Origin of the sequence: Bradyrhizobium sp. LB14.3 (assembly GCF_040547985.1) — a bacterium.
GTDB lineage: Bacteria > Pseudomonadota > Alphaproteobacteria > Rhizobiales > Xanthobacteraceae > Bradyrhizobium.
On record NZ_JBEPQT010000021.1, the window covers coordinates 86,009 to 100,874 of the forward strand.

At 63.7% G+C, this 14,866-nt stretch carries 13 protein-coding genes; 7 read left to right on the forward strand and 6 right to left on the reverse strand.

Annotation, left to right across the window (positions count from 1 at the left end; genetic code table 11):
• Nucleotides 1–65: 65 nt before the first annotated feature.
• Nucleotides 66–1,580 (reverse strand): acetyl-CoA acetyltransferase, encoded by a 1,515-nt coding sequence (locus ABIB00_RS29215; RefSeq protein ID WP_354106722.1) that lies wholly within the window; start codon nucleotides 1,578–1,580, stop codon nucleotides 66–68.
• 166 nt (nucleotides 1,581–1,746) lie between these two features.
• Entirely contained in the window at nucleotides 1,747–2,880 is a 1,134-nt protein-coding gene (locus tag ABIB00_RS29220) for a nitronate monooxygenase (protein WP_354106723.1), read from the reverse strand.
• A gap of 253 nt (nucleotides 2,881–3,133) precedes the next feature.
• On the opposite strand from ABIB00_RS29220, the gene ABIB00_RS29225 reads away from it, so the two are divergent.
• Nucleotides 3,134–4,810, forward strand: coding sequence for a flavin-containing monooxygenase (locus ABIB00_RS29225; RefSeq protein WP_354106724.1), 1,677 nt, complete (start codon nucleotides 3,134–3,136; stop codon nucleotides 4,808–4,810).
• A gap of 90 nt (nucleotides 4,811–4,900) precedes the next feature.
• Complete coding sequence (gene yghU, locus ABIB00_RS29230) at nucleotides 4,901–5,782, forward strand: glutathione-dependent disulfide-bond oxidoreductase (protein WP_354106725.1); 882 nt, start codon at nucleotides 4,901–4,903, stop codon at nucleotides 5,780–5,782.
• Between the two features lie 178 nt (nucleotides 5,783–5,960).
• Here yghU and ABIB00_RS29235 read toward each other — a convergent pair whose 3' ends face one another.
• A complete protein-coding gene (locus ABIB00_RS29235; protein ID WP_354053043.1) occupies nucleotides 5,961–7,238 on the reverse strand; it encodes an acyl-CoA dehydrogenase family protein in 1,278 nt (425 codons plus the stop codon).
• Nucleotides 7,239–7,593: 355 nt separating this feature from the next.
• On the opposite strand from ABIB00_RS29235, the gene ABIB00_RS29240 reads away from it, so the two are divergent.
• Nucleotides 7,594–8,829, forward strand: coding sequence for an ATP-binding protein (locus ABIB00_RS29240; RefSeq protein ID WP_354106744.1), 1,236 nt, complete (start codon nucleotides 7,594–7,596; stop codon nucleotides 8,827–8,829).
• An 81-nt stretch (nucleotides 8,830–8,910) separates the two neighbouring features.
• Here the strand turns inward: ABIB00_RS29240 and ABIB00_RS29245 are convergent, their stop codons facing one another.
• Both ABIB00_RS29245 and ABIB00_RS29250 read right to left on the reverse strand, forming a co-directional pair.
• A complete protein-coding gene (locus tag ABIB00_RS29245) occupies nucleotides 8,911–9,288 on the reverse strand; it encodes a VOC family protein (protein WP_247349775.1) in 378 nt (125 codons plus the stop codon).
• A gap of 79 nt (nucleotides 9,289–9,367) precedes the next feature.
• Nucleotides 9,368–10,147 (reverse strand): SDR family NAD(P)-dependent oxidoreductase, encoded by a 780-nt coding sequence (locus ABIB00_RS29250; RefSeq protein ID WP_354106726.1) that lies wholly within the window; start codon nucleotides 10,145–10,147, stop codon nucleotides 9,368–9,370.
• A 177-nt stretch (nucleotides 10,148–10,324) separates the two neighbouring features.
• On the opposite strand from ABIB00_RS29250, the gene ABIB00_RS29255 reads away from it, so the two are divergent.
• The 3 genes from ABIB00_RS29255 to ABIB00_RS29265 are packed head-to-tail and all read left to right on the forward strand — an operon-like array spanning nucleotide 10,325 to nucleotide 12,479.
• The gene (locus ABIB00_RS29255) at nucleotides 10,325–11,113 is read left to right on the forward strand and encodes an enoyl-CoA hydratase/isomerase (RefSeq protein WP_354106727.1); all 789 of its coding nucleotides are present in this window, start codon (nucleotides 10,325–10,327) and stop codon (nucleotides 11,111–11,113) included.
• The gene (locus ABIB00_RS29260) at nucleotides 11,110–12,096 is read left to right on the forward strand and encodes a phosphotransferase family protein (protein WP_354106728.1); all 987 of its coding nucleotides are present in this window, start codon (nucleotides 11,110–11,112) and stop codon (nucleotides 12,094–12,096) included. The genes ABIB00_RS29255 and ABIB00_RS29260 overlap by 4 nt, the downstream gene beginning before the upstream one ends.
• Nucleotides 12,097–12,098: 2 nt before the next feature.
• Nucleotides 12,099–12,479, forward strand: coding sequence for a DUF6285 domain-containing protein (locus ABIB00_RS29265; RefSeq protein ID WP_354106729.1), 381 nt, complete (start codon nucleotides 12,099–12,101; stop codon nucleotides 12,477–12,479).
• A 114-nt stretch (nucleotides 12,480–12,593) separates the two neighbouring features.
• On the opposite strand, the gene ABIB00_RS29270 is transcribed toward ABIB00_RS29265, so the two are convergent.
• A complete protein-coding gene (locus ABIB00_RS29270; RefSeq protein WP_354106730.1) occupies nucleotides 12,594–13,373 on the reverse strand; it encodes an enoyl-CoA hydratase-related protein in 780 nt (259 codons plus the stop codon).
• Between the two features lie 208 nt (nucleotides 13,374–13,581).
• Between ABIB00_RS29270 and ABIB00_RS29275 the strand changes: the two genes are divergently transcribed.
• Nucleotides 13,582–14,856: an acyl-CoA dehydrogenase family protein gene (locus tag ABIB00_RS29275; RefSeq protein WP_354106731.1), complete on the forward strand. Its 1,275-nt coding sequence runs from the start codon at nucleotides 13,582–13,584 to the stop codon at nucleotides 14,854–14,856.
• Nucleotides 14,857–14,866: the final 10 nt, after the last annotated feature.

Below are 14,866 nucleotides of genomic sequence, written 5' to 3' on the forward strand. Positions count from 1 at the left end.
TCCCGTGCCCCGGCTCTGCGGAGCGGCATTGCATGCCGCACCGCGTCCGGGACACGAGAGCTAGTCTAGGCCGCGCGCCACTCCGGCACGCCATCGACGGCCATCGTGATCTCGCCGAGTGAGCCGACCGGCGTCCTATCCGTGTTCAGGAGGTGCGCCAGCGTGGCCGCATCATTCGCCGGAATCCGCGCCAGCGTGCGCCTGTCATCTTCCGTCCGCAGCATCACCACGCCGTGCTCGACATCGCCGCCACGGCCGTAAAGCACCGTAAAGCTCTCGACCTTGCCCCTGCCTGAGATATCCGTGACGAACTCCGGCACCGCGCGCTTGTTGCTGTCTGCCTCCGCCTGCACGCTGGTCTCCTGCGCCAATGCCTCACGCGGCGGCACCTTAGACAGTACCAGCGCATGATGCTTGGTGACGAAGCCGCCCTGGCCGTAAAGCAGGCCGAGCTTTGCGCCGTCGCGCACACGCCGCACCATCGCGCAGGCTGCATGCGTCATGTAGGTGTTGAGCGGCGCGCCGAAGAAGGTGAGGCCGCCGGTCACGGTCGGCTGTACGTCGGGGCCTAAGCCCAGCGTCCGCCGTGCCATCTTGGGTACGCACGGGAAGCAGCTGTAAAGTTCGATCGCGTCGAACTTCTTGCCGTCGGCCCCGGCGAGGTCCATCGCGGCTTTCAGCACCGCATTCTGCGGATGGCTCTCGTAAAACTGGTCGCGCAGGAGATAGTCGCGCGGCTCTTCCGCAGAGGCGCCGCCGAGCAGGTAGACCAGCTTGTCTTCGGCAATGCCGGCCGCGCGAGCCCTGGCGAGGCTGGTGAGCAGCAGCGCACCGCCCATGTTGACGCTGGGGTTGGCAACCATGAGCTTGTTGTAGGGCCACGCGATGAGACGATTGTCCGCCGTCGGCGTCGTGATCTCGTCCGGCGCGTAGCGCCGCTTGAGCCAGGCGTTGGGATTTTGCGCCGCGGCCTCGGAATAGCGCGACCATAGCGTGCCGGACTCTGCCATGGCTTCGCGCGGCGTCTGGCCCCAATGCGCGGAGGAGGCGGTCTCATAGAACGGGTAGACGGTGACGGGGCGGAACACACCGAGCTTCACGGCCAACGGCTTCTGGAACGCCGCGCCGCGCTTCGGCTCCTCGACGTCATGGGCGAACGGCGTCCAGGGCAGCTTGGCCCCGGCGCGCTCGGCCTTGGTCGCGGTCGACTGCGCCTCCGCGCCGCAGACCGCGGCCACCGTGCATTCGCCGCGCGCGATGCGCTTTGCTGCCTCGTGGACGTAGCGGATCGGGCTCTCGCCGCCGACCGGGCCGTAATAGCAATGCGCCGGCGTGATGCCGAGTTGTTTCGCCAGCAGCTGCTCCGGATCGCGATAACGCCAGCTCAGGAAGTTGACGACGTCGAGCGATTGCACCTCGCCGAGCAGTTTGGCGCCGGCGTCCTGTTCGGCACGTCGCAGCGCCTGTTCGAGCAGATCAAGCGGCTCGAGGCCGTCGGTGATCTCCTTGGGGCGATCGACGATCTCGCCGATGCCGACGATGACGGGGATGCGGTTTGGGGGGATAGAGGAGTTCGTCATTTCTGTTTGCTTCACGTTTCAGATCTTGGGCACGCCGTCGTCCTTCGAGGCCTTCGCTGCGCTACCGCACCTCAGGATGACGGCTACAGATACCGCGTCATCCTGAGGTGCGAGCCGAGCGGCGCGTGCGCCGCCGGGCGAGCCTCGAAGGATGGGCCGCGGGCAATCACTCCGCCACCAGCGCATTCATGTGCTCGACGGCTTCGGCAAACTCTTCCTTGAACTCCTGCACCACGGCACCCGCCGACTTCACGCTGTCGATCAGGCCGACGCCCTGGCCGACGAAATAGCTGACGAGATCCCGCGCCCTCGCGTTGCCACTCGCCGCGGCGCGGTCGATCGAGTTGAAGGCGTCGCGGCTGACGATGCTTTGTAGCGGCATCGGCAATGCGCCGGGGCTCTCGGGTGCGCGATCCCAGGCGTCGGTCCAGACCGAGCGGAGTTGTCGGGCCGGCTTTCCCGTACGCCCTTTCGAGCGGATCGCATCGCGCGATGATGCCGCGATCATCTTCTCGCGAAAGATCTCCGTGGTCTCGGCCTCGACGGTGGCAAGCCACACCGAGCCGGTCCAGGCGCCGGCCGCACCCATGGCCATGCAGGCCACCATCTGCCGTCCGGTCATGATGCCGCCGGCGGCCAGCACCGGCACGTCGCGGATCGGCTTGATCGCCTTGATCACCTCCGGCACCAGCACCATGGTGGAGACCTCGCCGCAATGGCCGCCCGCTTCGGTGCCCTGGACCACGAGGATATCGACGCCGGCCGCGACCTGTCGTAGCGCATGCTCCTTGGCGCCGACCAGAGCGGCAACCGGCACGTCGTGCTTCCTGCCCATCTCGATCATGGCCTTCGGCGGCACGCCCAGGGCATTGGCGATCAGGCGAATCGGGTGGTTGAACGAGACCTCCAGCAGCTCCAACGCGGTCTTGGCATCGAACGGCTGCGGCTGGTCGTCAGCCACCTCAGTGGTCGTGAGTTCGATGTCGTATTTCTTCAGGAGATCGCGCGTGTAGTTGCGATGCTCCTGCGGCACGCGTGCTTCAAGGCTCTTCCAGGTGACGTCCTTCTCACCCGCGGTCGAAATGTTTTCCGGGATCAGCACGTCGACACCGTAAGGCTTGCCTTCAACGTGGTCGTCGATCCATTTCAGCTCGCGTTCGAGGGTATCAGGTGTGTGCACGGTCGCACCTAACACGCCAAAGCCGCCGGCGCGGCTGACGGCGGCGACGACATCGCGGCAATGGCTGAAGGCGAGCAGCGGGAACTCGATGCCCAGCATATCGCAGATCGGCGATTTCATCGTTCCCTCCCGGCGGCCTCGCGTTGCTGTTGTTGCATTCTGCAGCGAAGACCACTCGACGCTAGCCCATCGTCGTCCGCGATGCCACGCCGGATTCGGCCGCGCATCTTGCGCGCAGGCGTCGCGCGGCAGACGAGCCATTCCGCTGTACAAAATAAGCAGATCAGAGCCGGCCGATTTGCCCCTTGCGCTTTCGGATGCGCGAGCGAATGCTGGCCCACAACAACAGAAAACAACGAGGGAGCGCCAGTCGATGTCGCCAGCGCAAGCGAATCCGTCTCCGACCACGGAATCCTACAACGTGATCGTCGTCGGCGCGGGTTTCGCCGGCATGTACATGCTGCACCGTTTGCGCGGGCTCGGTTTCTCGGCGCGAGTCTACGAGCAGGGCGGCGGCGTCGGCGGCACCTGGTACTGGAATCGCTATCCCGGTGCGCGTTGCGACGTCGAGAGCATGCAATATTCCTATTCGTTCTCGGAAGAGCTCCAGCAGGAATGGGACTGGAGCGAGCGCTACGCATCGCAGCCGGAGATTTTGAAATACGCCAACCACGTCGCTGACCGGTTTGATCTGCGCCGGGACATCCAGTTCAACACCAACGTCGAGCGCGCGGTGTTCGACGAGCGTGCGAGGTGCTGGGCGGTGACGACATCCGACGGCACAACGGTTCAGGCGCAATTCGTCGTGCTCGCGACCGGCTGTCTCTCGAATGCGCGCAAGCCCGACATCAAGGGTCTCGATAACTTCAAAGGTCCCGTCTATCACACCGGCAACTGGCCGCACGAAGACGTTGATTTCACCGGCTTGCGCGTCGGCCTGATCGGAACGGGATCGTCAGGCATTCAGTCGGCGCCCGTCATCGCCGAACAGGCAAAACATCTGACAGTGTTTCAGCGCACTGCGAATTTTTCCATTCCCGCCCGCAATGCCGCGCTGACCGGCGAGGAGCGCAACACGTTCCGCAAGAATTATCCCGAGATCCGCCGCTTCGCCCGCGAAGTCGCGCGCAACGGAATTTTCGCCGAGCAGCCCGACCGCGGCGCGCTCGATGATAGCGACGATGTCAGGCGCGAAAAATACGCGGCGCGCTGGGAGCGCGGTGGTCTCACCTTCATGTATGCCTACAACAATCTCGGCCTCGCGCTGTCGGCGAACGACACCGCCGCGAATTTCGTCCGCGGCAAGATCGGCGAGATCGTGACGGATCCCGAGACGGCAAAGCTGCTGCAGCCGGACAACCATCCGATCGGCACCAAGCGCATCTGCATCGACACCGATTATTTCGCGACCTTCAACCGGCCGAACGTCTCGCTGGTCGACATCAAGAGCAACCCGATCCAGGAGATCACGGCGCATGCCGTCCGTGTCGGAGGTGAGGACCAAGAGGTCGACGCGCTCGTGCTCGCGACCGGCTTCGACGCCATGACCGGATCGGTCGCGAAGATCGACATCCGAGGTCCGGGCGGACAGACGCTAAACCGGAAATGGGCGGAAGGCCCCAAGACCTATCTCGGGCTGATGAGCGCCGGCTTTCCGAACCTCTTCATCATCACCGGCCCCGGCAGCCCGTCGGTGCTCTCGAACATGATCGTGTCGATCGAGCAGCATGTCGACTGGATCGCGGACAGCCTCGTCCATATGCGCAAGCAGGGCCTTGCCACGATGGAGGCGGACGGGGAAGCCGAGGACAAATGGGTCGTCCATGTCAACGAGGTCGCCCATGGCACGCTCTATCCGCAGGCCAATTCCTGGTACATGGGCGCCAACATCCCCGGCAAGCCGCGCATCTTCATGCCCTATATCGGCGGCGTCGGCGTCTACCGCCGAATCTGCGACGAGGTCGCGGCGAAGGGCTATGAGGGATTCGTGATGGAAGCCGAAGCGCAGCCGCGCAGGCTGGGGGCAGGAGGCTGCATGACGCCGGCCTGAGGCCCGCGCCGGGCGCAGACCGGGCAGGCTTGTCATTCGCCATTTGCGCGCTAATTAATGCAGACGCATCTTCCCGCCGGAGAGCTTTGCATGACTGACGCCCCCGCCTACGTGCCGCCTAAGGTCTGGACCTGGAACAAGGAGAACGGCGGGCAGTTCGCCAGCATCAACCGCCCGATCGCCGGTCCCACGCATGACAAGGAGCTGCCGGTCGGCCGCCACCCCTTCCAGCTCTATTCGCTGGCGACGCCGAACGGCGTCAAGGTCACCGTGATGCTGGAGGAGCTTCTGGCGCTCGGCCACAAGGGCGCGGAATACGACGCCTGGCTGATCAAGATCGGCAATGGTGACCAGTTCGGCAGCGGCTTTGTCGACATCAATCCGAATTCCAAAATCCCGGCGCTGATGGACCGCTCAGGCCCGGAGCCGATCCGGGTGTTCGAGTCCGGCTCGATCCTGCTTTATCTCGCGGAGAAGTTCGGCGCCTTCCTGCCGAAGGACATCAAGAGCCGTACCGAAGCGATGTCGTGGCTGTTCTGGCAGATGGGCAGCGCGCCCTATCTCGGCGGTGGCTTCGGCCACTTTTACGCCTACGCGCCGACCAAGATCGAATATGCCATCGACCGTTTTGCGATGGAGACCAAGCGCCAGCTCGACGTGCTCGACCGCCGGCTCGCCGACAATGAATATCTCGCCGGCAGCGAATACACCATCGCCGACATGGCGGTGTGGCCCTGGTATGGCGCGCTCGCCAAGGGGCTGGTCTATGGCGCGGGCGAATTCCTGTCCGTGCAGGACTACAAGCACGTGCAGCGCTGGACCGACCAGATCGCCAAGCGTCCGGCCGTCAAGCGCGGCCGCATGGTCAACCGCGTCTCCGGCGATCCCGCCAGTCAGCTCCACGAGCGGCATGACGCCGGCGATTTTGAGACCAAGACGCAGGACAAGATCGGCGAGGTGGCCGCGTCGTAGGTGGTACTTGCTTCAACTCGCGCCGCTTGCGGCCGCAAGCGAGGAGAGGTCGGAATTCAAGCTCGCTTGAATTCCGGGTGAGGGGGGACTCTCCGCGAATCCAACTGTCACCGTCCTTGCGGAGGACTCCCGCTCATCCCAACCTTCTCCCCGCAGGCGGGGAGAAGGGGAAGAAAGATCACGCCATGCTCAGTTCGTGGCGTCCCACCACCATCCAGTGCACCTCGTCCGGACCGTCGGCGAAGCGGAGATGGCGGACGTCCTGGTACATTTCGGCGAGCGGGGTCCAGTGCGAGATGCCGGTGGCGCCGTGCATCTGGATCGACTGGTCGATGATCTTGCAGGCTCGCTCCGGCACCATGGCCTTGACCATGGAGACCCAGACGCGGGCTTCCTTGTTGCCGAGCACATCCATGGCCTTGGCGGCCTTCAAGACCATCAGCCGCATCGCCTCGATCTCGCAGCGCGCCTGCGCGATGATCTGCATGTTGCCGCCGAGATGGGCGATCTTCTTGCCGAAGGCTTCGCGGGTGAGGCCACGCTGCACCATCAAATCGAGCGCCTTCTCGGCCTTGCCGATGGTGCGCATGCAGTGATGGATGCGGCCCGGGCCGAGCCGAAGCTGCGAGATCTCGAAGCCGCGGCCTTCGCCGAGCAGAATGTTTTCCTTGGGCACGCGCACGTTGTTGAAGCGCATGTGCATGTGGCCGCGCGGGGCGTGGTCCTGGCCGAACACGTACATGGGGCCGAGCACTTCGACGCCGGGGGTGTCGCGCGGCACCAGGATCTGCGACTGCTGCTTGCTCGGCGCCGCATCCGGATTGGTCTTCACCATCACGATGAGGATCTTGCAGCGAGGATCGCCGACACCGGAGATGTAATACTTCTCGCCGTTGATCACCCACTCGTCGCCGACGAGCTTTGCGTTCGTCGAGATGTTCTTGGCGTCGGAGGAGGCGACGTTCGGCTCGGTCATGACATAGGCCGAGCGGATCTCGCCGTTCATCAACGGCTTCAGCCACTTCTCCTTCTGCTCCTTGGTGCCGACGCGCTCCAGCACCTCCATGTTGCCGGTGTCCGGCGCCGAGCAGTTCATGCTCTCCGAGGCCAGCGGGCTCTTGCCGAGCTCGGAGGCGATATAGGCGTAGTCGAGATTCTTCAGGCCCTGGCCGGTGTCGTCGTCGGGCAGGAAGAAGTTCCAGAGGCCTTCCTGCTTGGCCTTGTTCTTGGCTTTCTCCAGCACCTCGAGCTGCTTCGGCGTAAAGCTCCAGCGATCCTCTTTGCCTTCGCCGGCCTTGGCGAATTCGATCGACATCGGCTCGACGGTTTCGCGGATGAACTTCCTGACGTGATCATAGAGCGGCCGGACCTGGTCCGACATCCGGAGGTCGTTGAGCTCGTCGCCGGGGTTGAGGGTGTAATTGGTGGTGCGGGGAATATAGGCGTGTTTTGTCATTGTTCCTCCCGGACTCGCTGAGATCGTGCTGGAGCAGAGAATAGTCGCAGCGTCGCCAAAGTGCGAGCGCGCATTTTCCAACGCGAGCCATGCCACGCGATGGAATATCGCAATAGCGTTTCAAACACTGTTTGAGCGAGATCGGCATCGCGACGGCGACAGTCGGATGACCCGTCGGCTCGCAGATCTCCAGCAGGCATCTTGCGATCTGAACATGTGGGTCGGTTAACGGGTCGCGCCGCCGCAGCTCCGCTAGCGGATTCCGTACTGATTCCGCCTGTTCCCGGTGGCTATTGGGGCTTTTGCACGCCGCTGTAACCGGCTAACCTCCGGCTCGCGCTTAGGGAGAGAGTACATGAGTTCTTCCGTTATACGCGAAGTGCAGTTTCCAAAGCAGCCGGCGCTGCAGTTGATCTACGATACGGCGCCGATCGGGCTTGCATATCTTTCGCCGGACTGCCGCTATTTGCAGATCAATCAGCGCCTCACCGAGATTTGCGGTATCTCGGTCGAAGGCCATCTCGGGCACACGGTGCGGGATTGCGTGCCCGGGCTCGCATCCGCCGTCGAGGGCATCGTTCGCTCCATCATGGAAACCGGCGAGCCGGTCATCGGGATCGAGGTTTACGGCCAGCGTCCCGGCTATAATGACGAACGCTGCTGGATCACCTATTGGCATCCGCAACGCGGACCGAACGGTAACATTGTTGGCGTCAATGTCGCGGCAGAGGAGATCACCGAACGCAAGCGCAGCGAGCGAGAGATTCGCGGCGCGCGCGACGCGGCGGAGGCGGCGCTGCAACGCCTGAAAGAGGCTCAGGATTCACTGGTCGAGGCGGAGAAGCTCGCAGCTCTCGGACGGTTGGTGGCTGGCGTGGCACACGAGATCAACAGTCCCGTCGGTACCAGCCTGACCGTCACCTCGGCGCTGGAGCGCAAGACGACAAAGTTTGCGGCGGAAGTCGCACGGGGCGGGCTGAAGCGATCGAGCCTGAATGAGTTCGTCGCGGTTGTTCAGACCGCATCACTGCATCTGGCCGACAATCTCGCCCGCGCCGCGGAATTGATCCAGGCATTCAAGCAGGTCGCTGTCGATCAAGGCTATCTTGAACGCCGCAGCTTCGATCCGGGCGAGCTGACGCGACAGGTCGCCGTGAGCCTACAGCAGGAATTGCGGAAGAACGCTTTGGCGCTCAATGTCGAATGCCAGCCCGATCTGGCAATGAACAGTTATCCGGGTCAATTCGCACAGGTGGTGACCAACCTGATTAAGAACGCGATGGTGCACGCGTTTCCGCATGCCAAGAGCGGCAGCATCAACATCGAGATTTGCGCGTGCGGCCGGGATGATATTGAGATTGTCGTTTCTGATGATGGCTGCGGCATGAGCGTGGATCTGCGCCGGCAGGCGTTCAATCCGTTTTTCACGACGCGTCGCAGTCAAGGCTGCATCGGTCTCGGCCTGCACATCGTTCATAACATCGTCGTCAGTCGGCTGGGCGGGCGTATCAATCTCGAAAGCGAGCCAGACGAGGGGACACGAATTGGCGTGATCGTGCCGCGAGTTGCGCCCGTGCCACGCGATGCCTAGCGCACCGGACACAGGCGAACGGAAGCGACGCCGTCCTTCGGATGGCTATCCTGGCTACGGCGACGCAGTGAGTGCCCCCGCTCACACCATCCGATGCATCGCGCAGATCTTGTTGCCGTCGAGGTCGCGCAAATACGCAATATAGAGGTTCACGCCCGGGCCTTGTCGGACGCCGGGCGGATCTTCGCAAGGGATGCCGCCAGCGGCGATACCGGCGGCATGCCAGGCGTCGACCTGTTCCGGCGAATGGCAGGCGAAGCCGATGGTGCCGCCATTCGCGCACGTCGCCGCCTCGCCGTTGATCGGCTTCGTGACCGAGAACACGCCGGTCTTGGTGATGTAGAAGATGCGATGGCCGTCAACCCTGGCCGGCCGCACCTCGAGCGTGCTCAGCAAATCGTCGTAGAATGCCTTGGCCTTGTCGAGGTCGTTGGTGCCGATCATCACGTGGGAAAACATTTGCCCTGTCCCCTTATTGCGCTTACGAAATCAGACATCGTAGGTTGGCAAAGCGCAGCGTGCCCACCACGACGAAAACTCAAAACGCTGTATAGCCGCCGTCGATCACGAACGTATCCGCGGTGTGATAGGACGAGGCCTTGCTCATCAGATAGACCGCGATGCCGCCGAAATCGCTGGCCTCGCCGAAGCGCCGCACCGGAATGCGCGGCATCACGTTGGCGACGAATTTTTCGTTGGCCATGATGCCGGCGGTCATGTCGCTCTTGATCCAGCCGGGCAGGATTGCATTCGCGGTGACGCCGTGGCGTGCCAGCTCGACGCCGAGCGCGCGCACCAGCGCGTTGATCGCGGCCTTGGTCGCCGCGTAATGCTCGTTACGCGCGGTGCCGAAGATCGAGGCCAGGCTCGAGGTCGCGACCAGCCGGCCAAAGGGATCGCCGGCCTCGGCGCGCTGGGTCATGTGTCTTGCGGCAGCCTGGAACGCGTGGAAGACGCCGTCGAGATTGGTCGCAAACATCGTGCGCCATTCCTCCTCGGTGCGCTCGATGAAGGAGCGCCGGCCGCCGCCGCCGATGCCGGCATTGGCGAAGCAGCCGTCGACCCGGCCGAAAATGTCGAGCGTGGCCTTCATCGCGGCATTGACCGAGGCCGGGTCAGTGACGTCGCAGACCCGCGCGTCGACCTTGCCGGGCAGATCCGCAAGGCTCGCGGCAGCGCTTCTGTTCTTGTCAGGATTACGACCCCAGATCGAGACGTTGCAGCCCTGGCCGGCGAGCGCCTGTGCGATGCCGAGTCCGATACCGCCATTGCCGCCGGTGATCACGGCCACGCGGCCGGTGAGGTCGAAAAGGTCCATGGCGCGTTTCCTGTTTTTGGCAAGTCTTCTCGGCATGCGGCGCATCAGCCGCTGCGCGCAAGATTGCTGGCTATGCTCTGATCACCATGGACAAGACCGCGCCAAAAATCAAATATGCGCCCCGGCAAGCAATTCCGGTCTGCGAAATTGACACAGGCCGCAACGTACGAGGAAACCATGCAGTTCAAACACGTCACGCTCGATCTCGATGGTTCGGTCGCGATCCTCAAGCTCGACCATCAGGAGGTGATGAACGCGGTCTCCGTGGACATGCTGGGCGGTCTCGCCGATGCGCTCGACGTGATCGAGGAGAAGAAGGACGAGGTGCGTTGCGTCGTGCTGACCGGCGCGGGCCGCGCATTCTGCACCGGCGCGAATCTCCAGGGCCGCAACAACCAGTCGAAGAAGACCAAGGCCGGCCTGACGCTGGAGACCGGCTTCCACCCGTTCCTGCGCCGCATCCGCAATCTGCATTGTCCTGTTGTCACCGCGGTCAATGGTCCTGCGGCCGGCGCCGGCATGAGCTTCGCGCTGCTCGGCGACATGATCTTGTGCGCGCGCTCGTCCTATTTCCTGCAAGCCTTCCGCCGTATCGGCCTCGTGCCGGATTGCGGCTCGACCTGGCTGCTGCCGCGACTGATCGGCAAGGCCCGCTCGATCGAATTGTCGCTGATGGGTGAGCGGCTCCCGGCCGAGAAGGCGCTGGAATGGGGCCTCGTCAACCGCGTCTATGATGACGGCGTGCTGATGGAGGAGGCGATGAAGCTCGCGCATGAGCTCGCCAGCGGCCCGACGGTCGCACTGTCGTTGATCCGCAAGCTCTACTGGGACAGCCCGGAGAATTCTTTCGAAGATCAGCTCAATCTCGAATTCCAGTGCCAGCTCCGCGCCGGCGATACGCAGGACTTCCGTGAAGGCGTCGGTGCGTTCCTGGAGAAGCGCCCGGCGCAGTTCAAAGGCAAATGATCGAGGCCGAACTCTCCCGCAGCGTTCAGCGCTGGTACCCGGGCGCGACGGGTGTCGCCGGAGTAGCAAGGCTGTCCGGCGGCGCCAGTCAGGAAACCTGGCGCTTCGATATCGTACATCCGGGTGGGTCGATCGGCGCGATTCTGCGCCGCGCACCGAACGGCTATGGCGCTGCACCGACGCGTGCAGCCGGCCTCGCTGCCGAAGCAACGCTGATGCAGCTCGCATTCGAGGCCGGCGTGCCGTCGCCGCGCGTCATGCATGTGCTGGTGCCGGACGACGATCTCGGCACCGGCTTCATCATGCAGCGGGTCGAGGGCGAGACCATCGCACGCAAGATTCTTCGCGATGATGAATTCGCCGCGGCGCGACCGCGCCTCGCGCGGCAGATCGGCGGGGTGCTGGCCGGACTCCATAAGCTGCCCCTTTCGAAGCTGCCCGAGCTGCGGCACATGAGCGCCACGAAGGAGATCGGCGATTTCGAGCGCGACTATCGCAGCCTGAACTGGCCCAAGCCCGTGTTCGAGCTGGCGCTGCGCTGGCTGCGCGACCACGACCCCGGTCCGTCCGCCGAAGAAACGCTGGTACACGGTGATTTCCGCAACGGCAATCTCATCATCGGTGCCGACGGCGTGCGCGCGGTGCTCGACTGGGAGCTCGCCCATCTCGGCGATCCCATGGAGGATCTCGGCTGGGTCTGCGTCAACTCATGGCGTTTTGGCGAGATCGACAAGCCCGTCGGCGGGTTTGGTTCGCGCGAAGAGCTGTTCGCCGGCTATGAAGCCGCGGGGCGCAAATACGATCCTGAGCGGGTCAAGTTCTGGGAAGTGATGGGCACGCTGCGCTGGGGCATCATGTGCGGCGGCATGATGCAGCGGTTTCGCGAAGGCCCGGACCATTCGATGGAACGCGCCATGATCGGCCGCCGCGCCTCCGAGACCGAAATCGATCTGTTGCGGCTGCTCGCGCCGCGGGGGAGCTGACCATGCAGGACGAACCGACCCCGATCGAGCTGACCAAATCGGTCGCCGATTTCCTTCGCAACGACATCGCGCCGTTGATCTCCGGCCACCCCGCCTTCAAGCTGCGGGTCGCCGTCAACATCCTCGATCTCGTGACACGGCAGCTGACGCAGGGGGAGGGGAGCGATGCTGCGGAGGTCGAGCGGTTGCGCGCGCTGCTCGGCGCGGACGGCACGGTGACGGAGCTCAACCGCGCGCTAGCCGACCGTATCGCGAAAAGCGAGCTGGATCTCGCAACACCGGGGTTGGCCGAACACCTCTGGCAGACGACGATGGACAAGCTTGCGGTCGACCAGCCGAATTACGCATCCTATAAGCGCGAGCTGTCGCGAGGCGGAGGTTAGGTGCGATCCATCCTTCGTCATTGCGAGGAGCCCTTGCGACGAAGCAATCCAGACTGCCACAGCGGTGAGATTCTGGATTGCTTCACTGCGCTCGCAATGACGGGGAGGGACCGTCTACTTCCCCACCCATTTCGGCGGCCGCTTCTCCGCAAACGCTTTCGGGCCCTCGATGTAGTCCTGTGACGCCGCCATCGCCTTCACCGCCGGATACTCCCGCTGCTCTTCGATCGCCTGCTCGAGCGACACGCCAAGCCCCTTCTGGATGGTCTGCTTCGAGGCGCGGATCGACATCGGCGAATTCTTGGTGATCATCTCGGCCCAGCGCAGCGCGGCCGTCAGCGCCTCGCCCTGCGGCACCACCTCGTTGACGAAGCCGAGCTCGAGGCCTTCCTTGGCGCTGACATGGCGCGCAGTGAGGATCATGCCCATGGCGCGCTTCAAGCCGATCTGCCGCGGCAGCCGGTGCAGGCCGCCGGCGAGGGCGGCAAGGCCGACGCGTGGCTCGGGCAGGGCGAAGGTCGCATTCTCGGAGGCGATGATGAGATCGCAGGCGAGCGCGATCTCGAAACCACCGCCCATGGCGACACCGTTGACGGCGGCGATGATCGGCTTGTCGCAGTCGAAGCGCGCGGTGAGGCCGGAAAACCCGCCCTTGTCCCAGCCGCGTTTGCCACCTGCCGCCTGCCACTTCAGGTCGTTGCCGGCGCAGAACGCCTTGTCGCCGGCGCCGGTGACGATCGCGACCCACTGCTCCGCATCGGTCGAGAAATCGTCGAACACCTTTTGGAGCTCGAAATGCGCATCGGTGTGTAGCGCGTTGTAGACCTCGGGCCGCGACAGCGTGACGATCGTGATCGGTCCCTTGCGTTCCACCTTTGAGAACTTCAGCTCCATGGTCGCTCCCGCATTTTCTGTGACAGAGAATTTGGCCGCAGTGTAGCGCGCGGCGGCGCGTCAACACCATCGAATTGCGCAAGCGCGCCTTGCGCCTCTCACACGCCTCGGCTTGCTTGACTTGCGCACACTCTTCTCACCTTAATCGCGGGAAGAAAATCGCGCATAGCGCCTTAACGCAACACGAAAAATCATCCGGGAGAGAACCGTGGATTTCTCATTGCCTGCCGACCTCGTCGCCTATCTCGGAGAGCTTGACCAATTCATCGAACGCGAGATCAAGCCGCTGGAGGAGGCCGACGACAACATCCGCTTCTTCGATCATCGCCGCGAATGGGCGCGCACCGATTTCGAAAATGGCGGCCTGCCGCGCCACGAATGGGAAGCGCTGCTGCGCAAGGCCAAGGATCTCGCGGACGCCGCCGGCCATCTGCGCTTTCCAGTGCCGAAGCAATATGGCGGCAAGGATGGCTCCAACCTCTGGATGGCCGTGATCCGCGAGCACTTTGCGGCGAAGGGGCTCGGCCTACACAACGACCTCCAGAACGAGCATTCCATCGTCGGCAATTTTCCTGTCGCCACCATGCTCGACCGCTACGGCCGCGACGACCAGAAGGCGATGATCAACGGCTCGATCAAGGGCAAGTACCGCATCACCTTCGGGCTGACCGAGCCAAATCATGGCTCCGACGCCACCCACATGGAAACGCGCGCGGTGCCTGCGACCCGTGACAACGTCAAGGGCTGGATCATCAACGGCGAGAAGATGTGGACCACCGGCATGCATGTCGCCACGCACTGCGCGCTGTTCGCGCGCACTAGCGGCAATGATGGCGATGCGCGCGGCATCACCTGCTTCCTGGTGCCGGCCAGGAGCCACGGCGTGAAGATCGAAGAGTACATGTGGACCTTCAACATGCCGACCGATCATCCCCGCGTCAGCTTCACCGACGTGTTCGTGCCCGAGGACGCGCTGTTCGGCGAGGTCGGTCGCGGCCTGTCGCTGGCGCAGTGTTTCGTGCACCAGAACCGAATCCGCCAGGCCGCGAGTTCACTCGGAGCCGCCGTCTATTGCATCAACGAGAGCGTGAAATATGCGCGCGAGCGAAAACCGTTCGGCAAGGCGCTGGCCGAAAACCAGGCGATCCAGTTCCCGCTGGTCGAGCTGGCGACCCAGGCCGAGATGCTGCGCCTGTTGATCCGCAAGACCGCCTGGGAGATGGACAAGCTCACCGAGGAGCAGATCGAGCGCACGCTCTCCGACCGCGTCTCGATGTGCAACTACTGGGCAAACCGCCTCGCTTGCGAATCCGCCGACCGCGCCATGCAGGTCCACGGCGGCATGGGCTATTCACGCCACAAGCCGTTCGAGCACATCTACCGCCACCACCGCCGCTACCGCATCACCGAGGGCAGCGAGGAAATCCAGATCCGGAAGGTGGCCGGATTCCTGTTCGGGTATATGGGGCCGGGAAAGCACTGATCGTCATTGC

Excerpts from the sequence above, each read along its gene's own strand:
- ABIB00_RS29215 (WP_354106722.1), bottom strand. The coding sequence starts at position 1,580 with ATGACGAACTCCTCTATCCCCCCAAACCGCATCCCCGTCATCGTCGGC.
- ABIB00_RS29220 (WP_354106723.1), bottom strand. The coding sequence starts at position 2,880 with ATGAAATCGCCGATCTGCGATATGCTGGGCATCGAGTTCCCGCTGCTC.
- ABIB00_RS29225 (WP_354106724.1), top strand. The coding sequence starts at position 3,134 with ATGTCGCCAGCGCAAGCGAATCCGTCTCCGACCACGGAATCCTACAAC.
- yghU (WP_354106725.1), top strand. The coding sequence starts at position 4,901 with ATGACTGACGCCCCCGCCTACGTGCCGCCTAAGGTCTGGACCTGGAAC.
- ABIB00_RS29235 (WP_354053043.1), bottom strand. The coding sequence starts at position 7,238 with ATGACAAAACACGCCTATATTCCCCGCACCACCAATTACACCCTCAAC.
- ABIB00_RS29240 (WP_354106744.1), top strand. The coding sequence starts at position 7,594 with ATGAGTTCTTCCGTTATACGCGAAGTGCAGTTTCCAAAGCAGCCGGCG.
- ABIB00_RS29245 (WP_247349775.1), bottom strand. The coding sequence starts at position 9,288 with ATGTTTTCCCACGTGATGATCGGCACCAACGACCTCGACAAGGCCAAG.
- ABIB00_RS29250 (WP_354106726.1), bottom strand. The coding sequence starts at position 10,147 with ATGGACCTTTTCGACCTCACCGGCCGCGTGGCCGTGATCACCGGCGGC.
- ABIB00_RS29255 (WP_354106727.1), top strand. The coding sequence starts at position 10,325 with ATGCAGTTCAAACACGTCACGCTCGATCTCGATGGTTCGGTCGCGATC.
- ABIB00_RS29260 (WP_354106728.1), top strand. The coding sequence starts at position 11,110 with ATGATCGAGGCCGAACTCTCCCGCAGCGTTCAGCGCTGGTACCCGGGC.
- ABIB00_RS29265 (WP_354106729.1), top strand. The coding sequence starts at position 12,099 with ATGCAGGACGAACCGACCCCGATCGAGCTGACCAAATCGGTCGCCGAT.
- ABIB00_RS29270 (WP_354106730.1), bottom strand. The coding sequence starts at position 13,373 with ATGGAGCTGAAGTTCTCAAAGGTGGAACGCAAGGGACCGATCACGATC.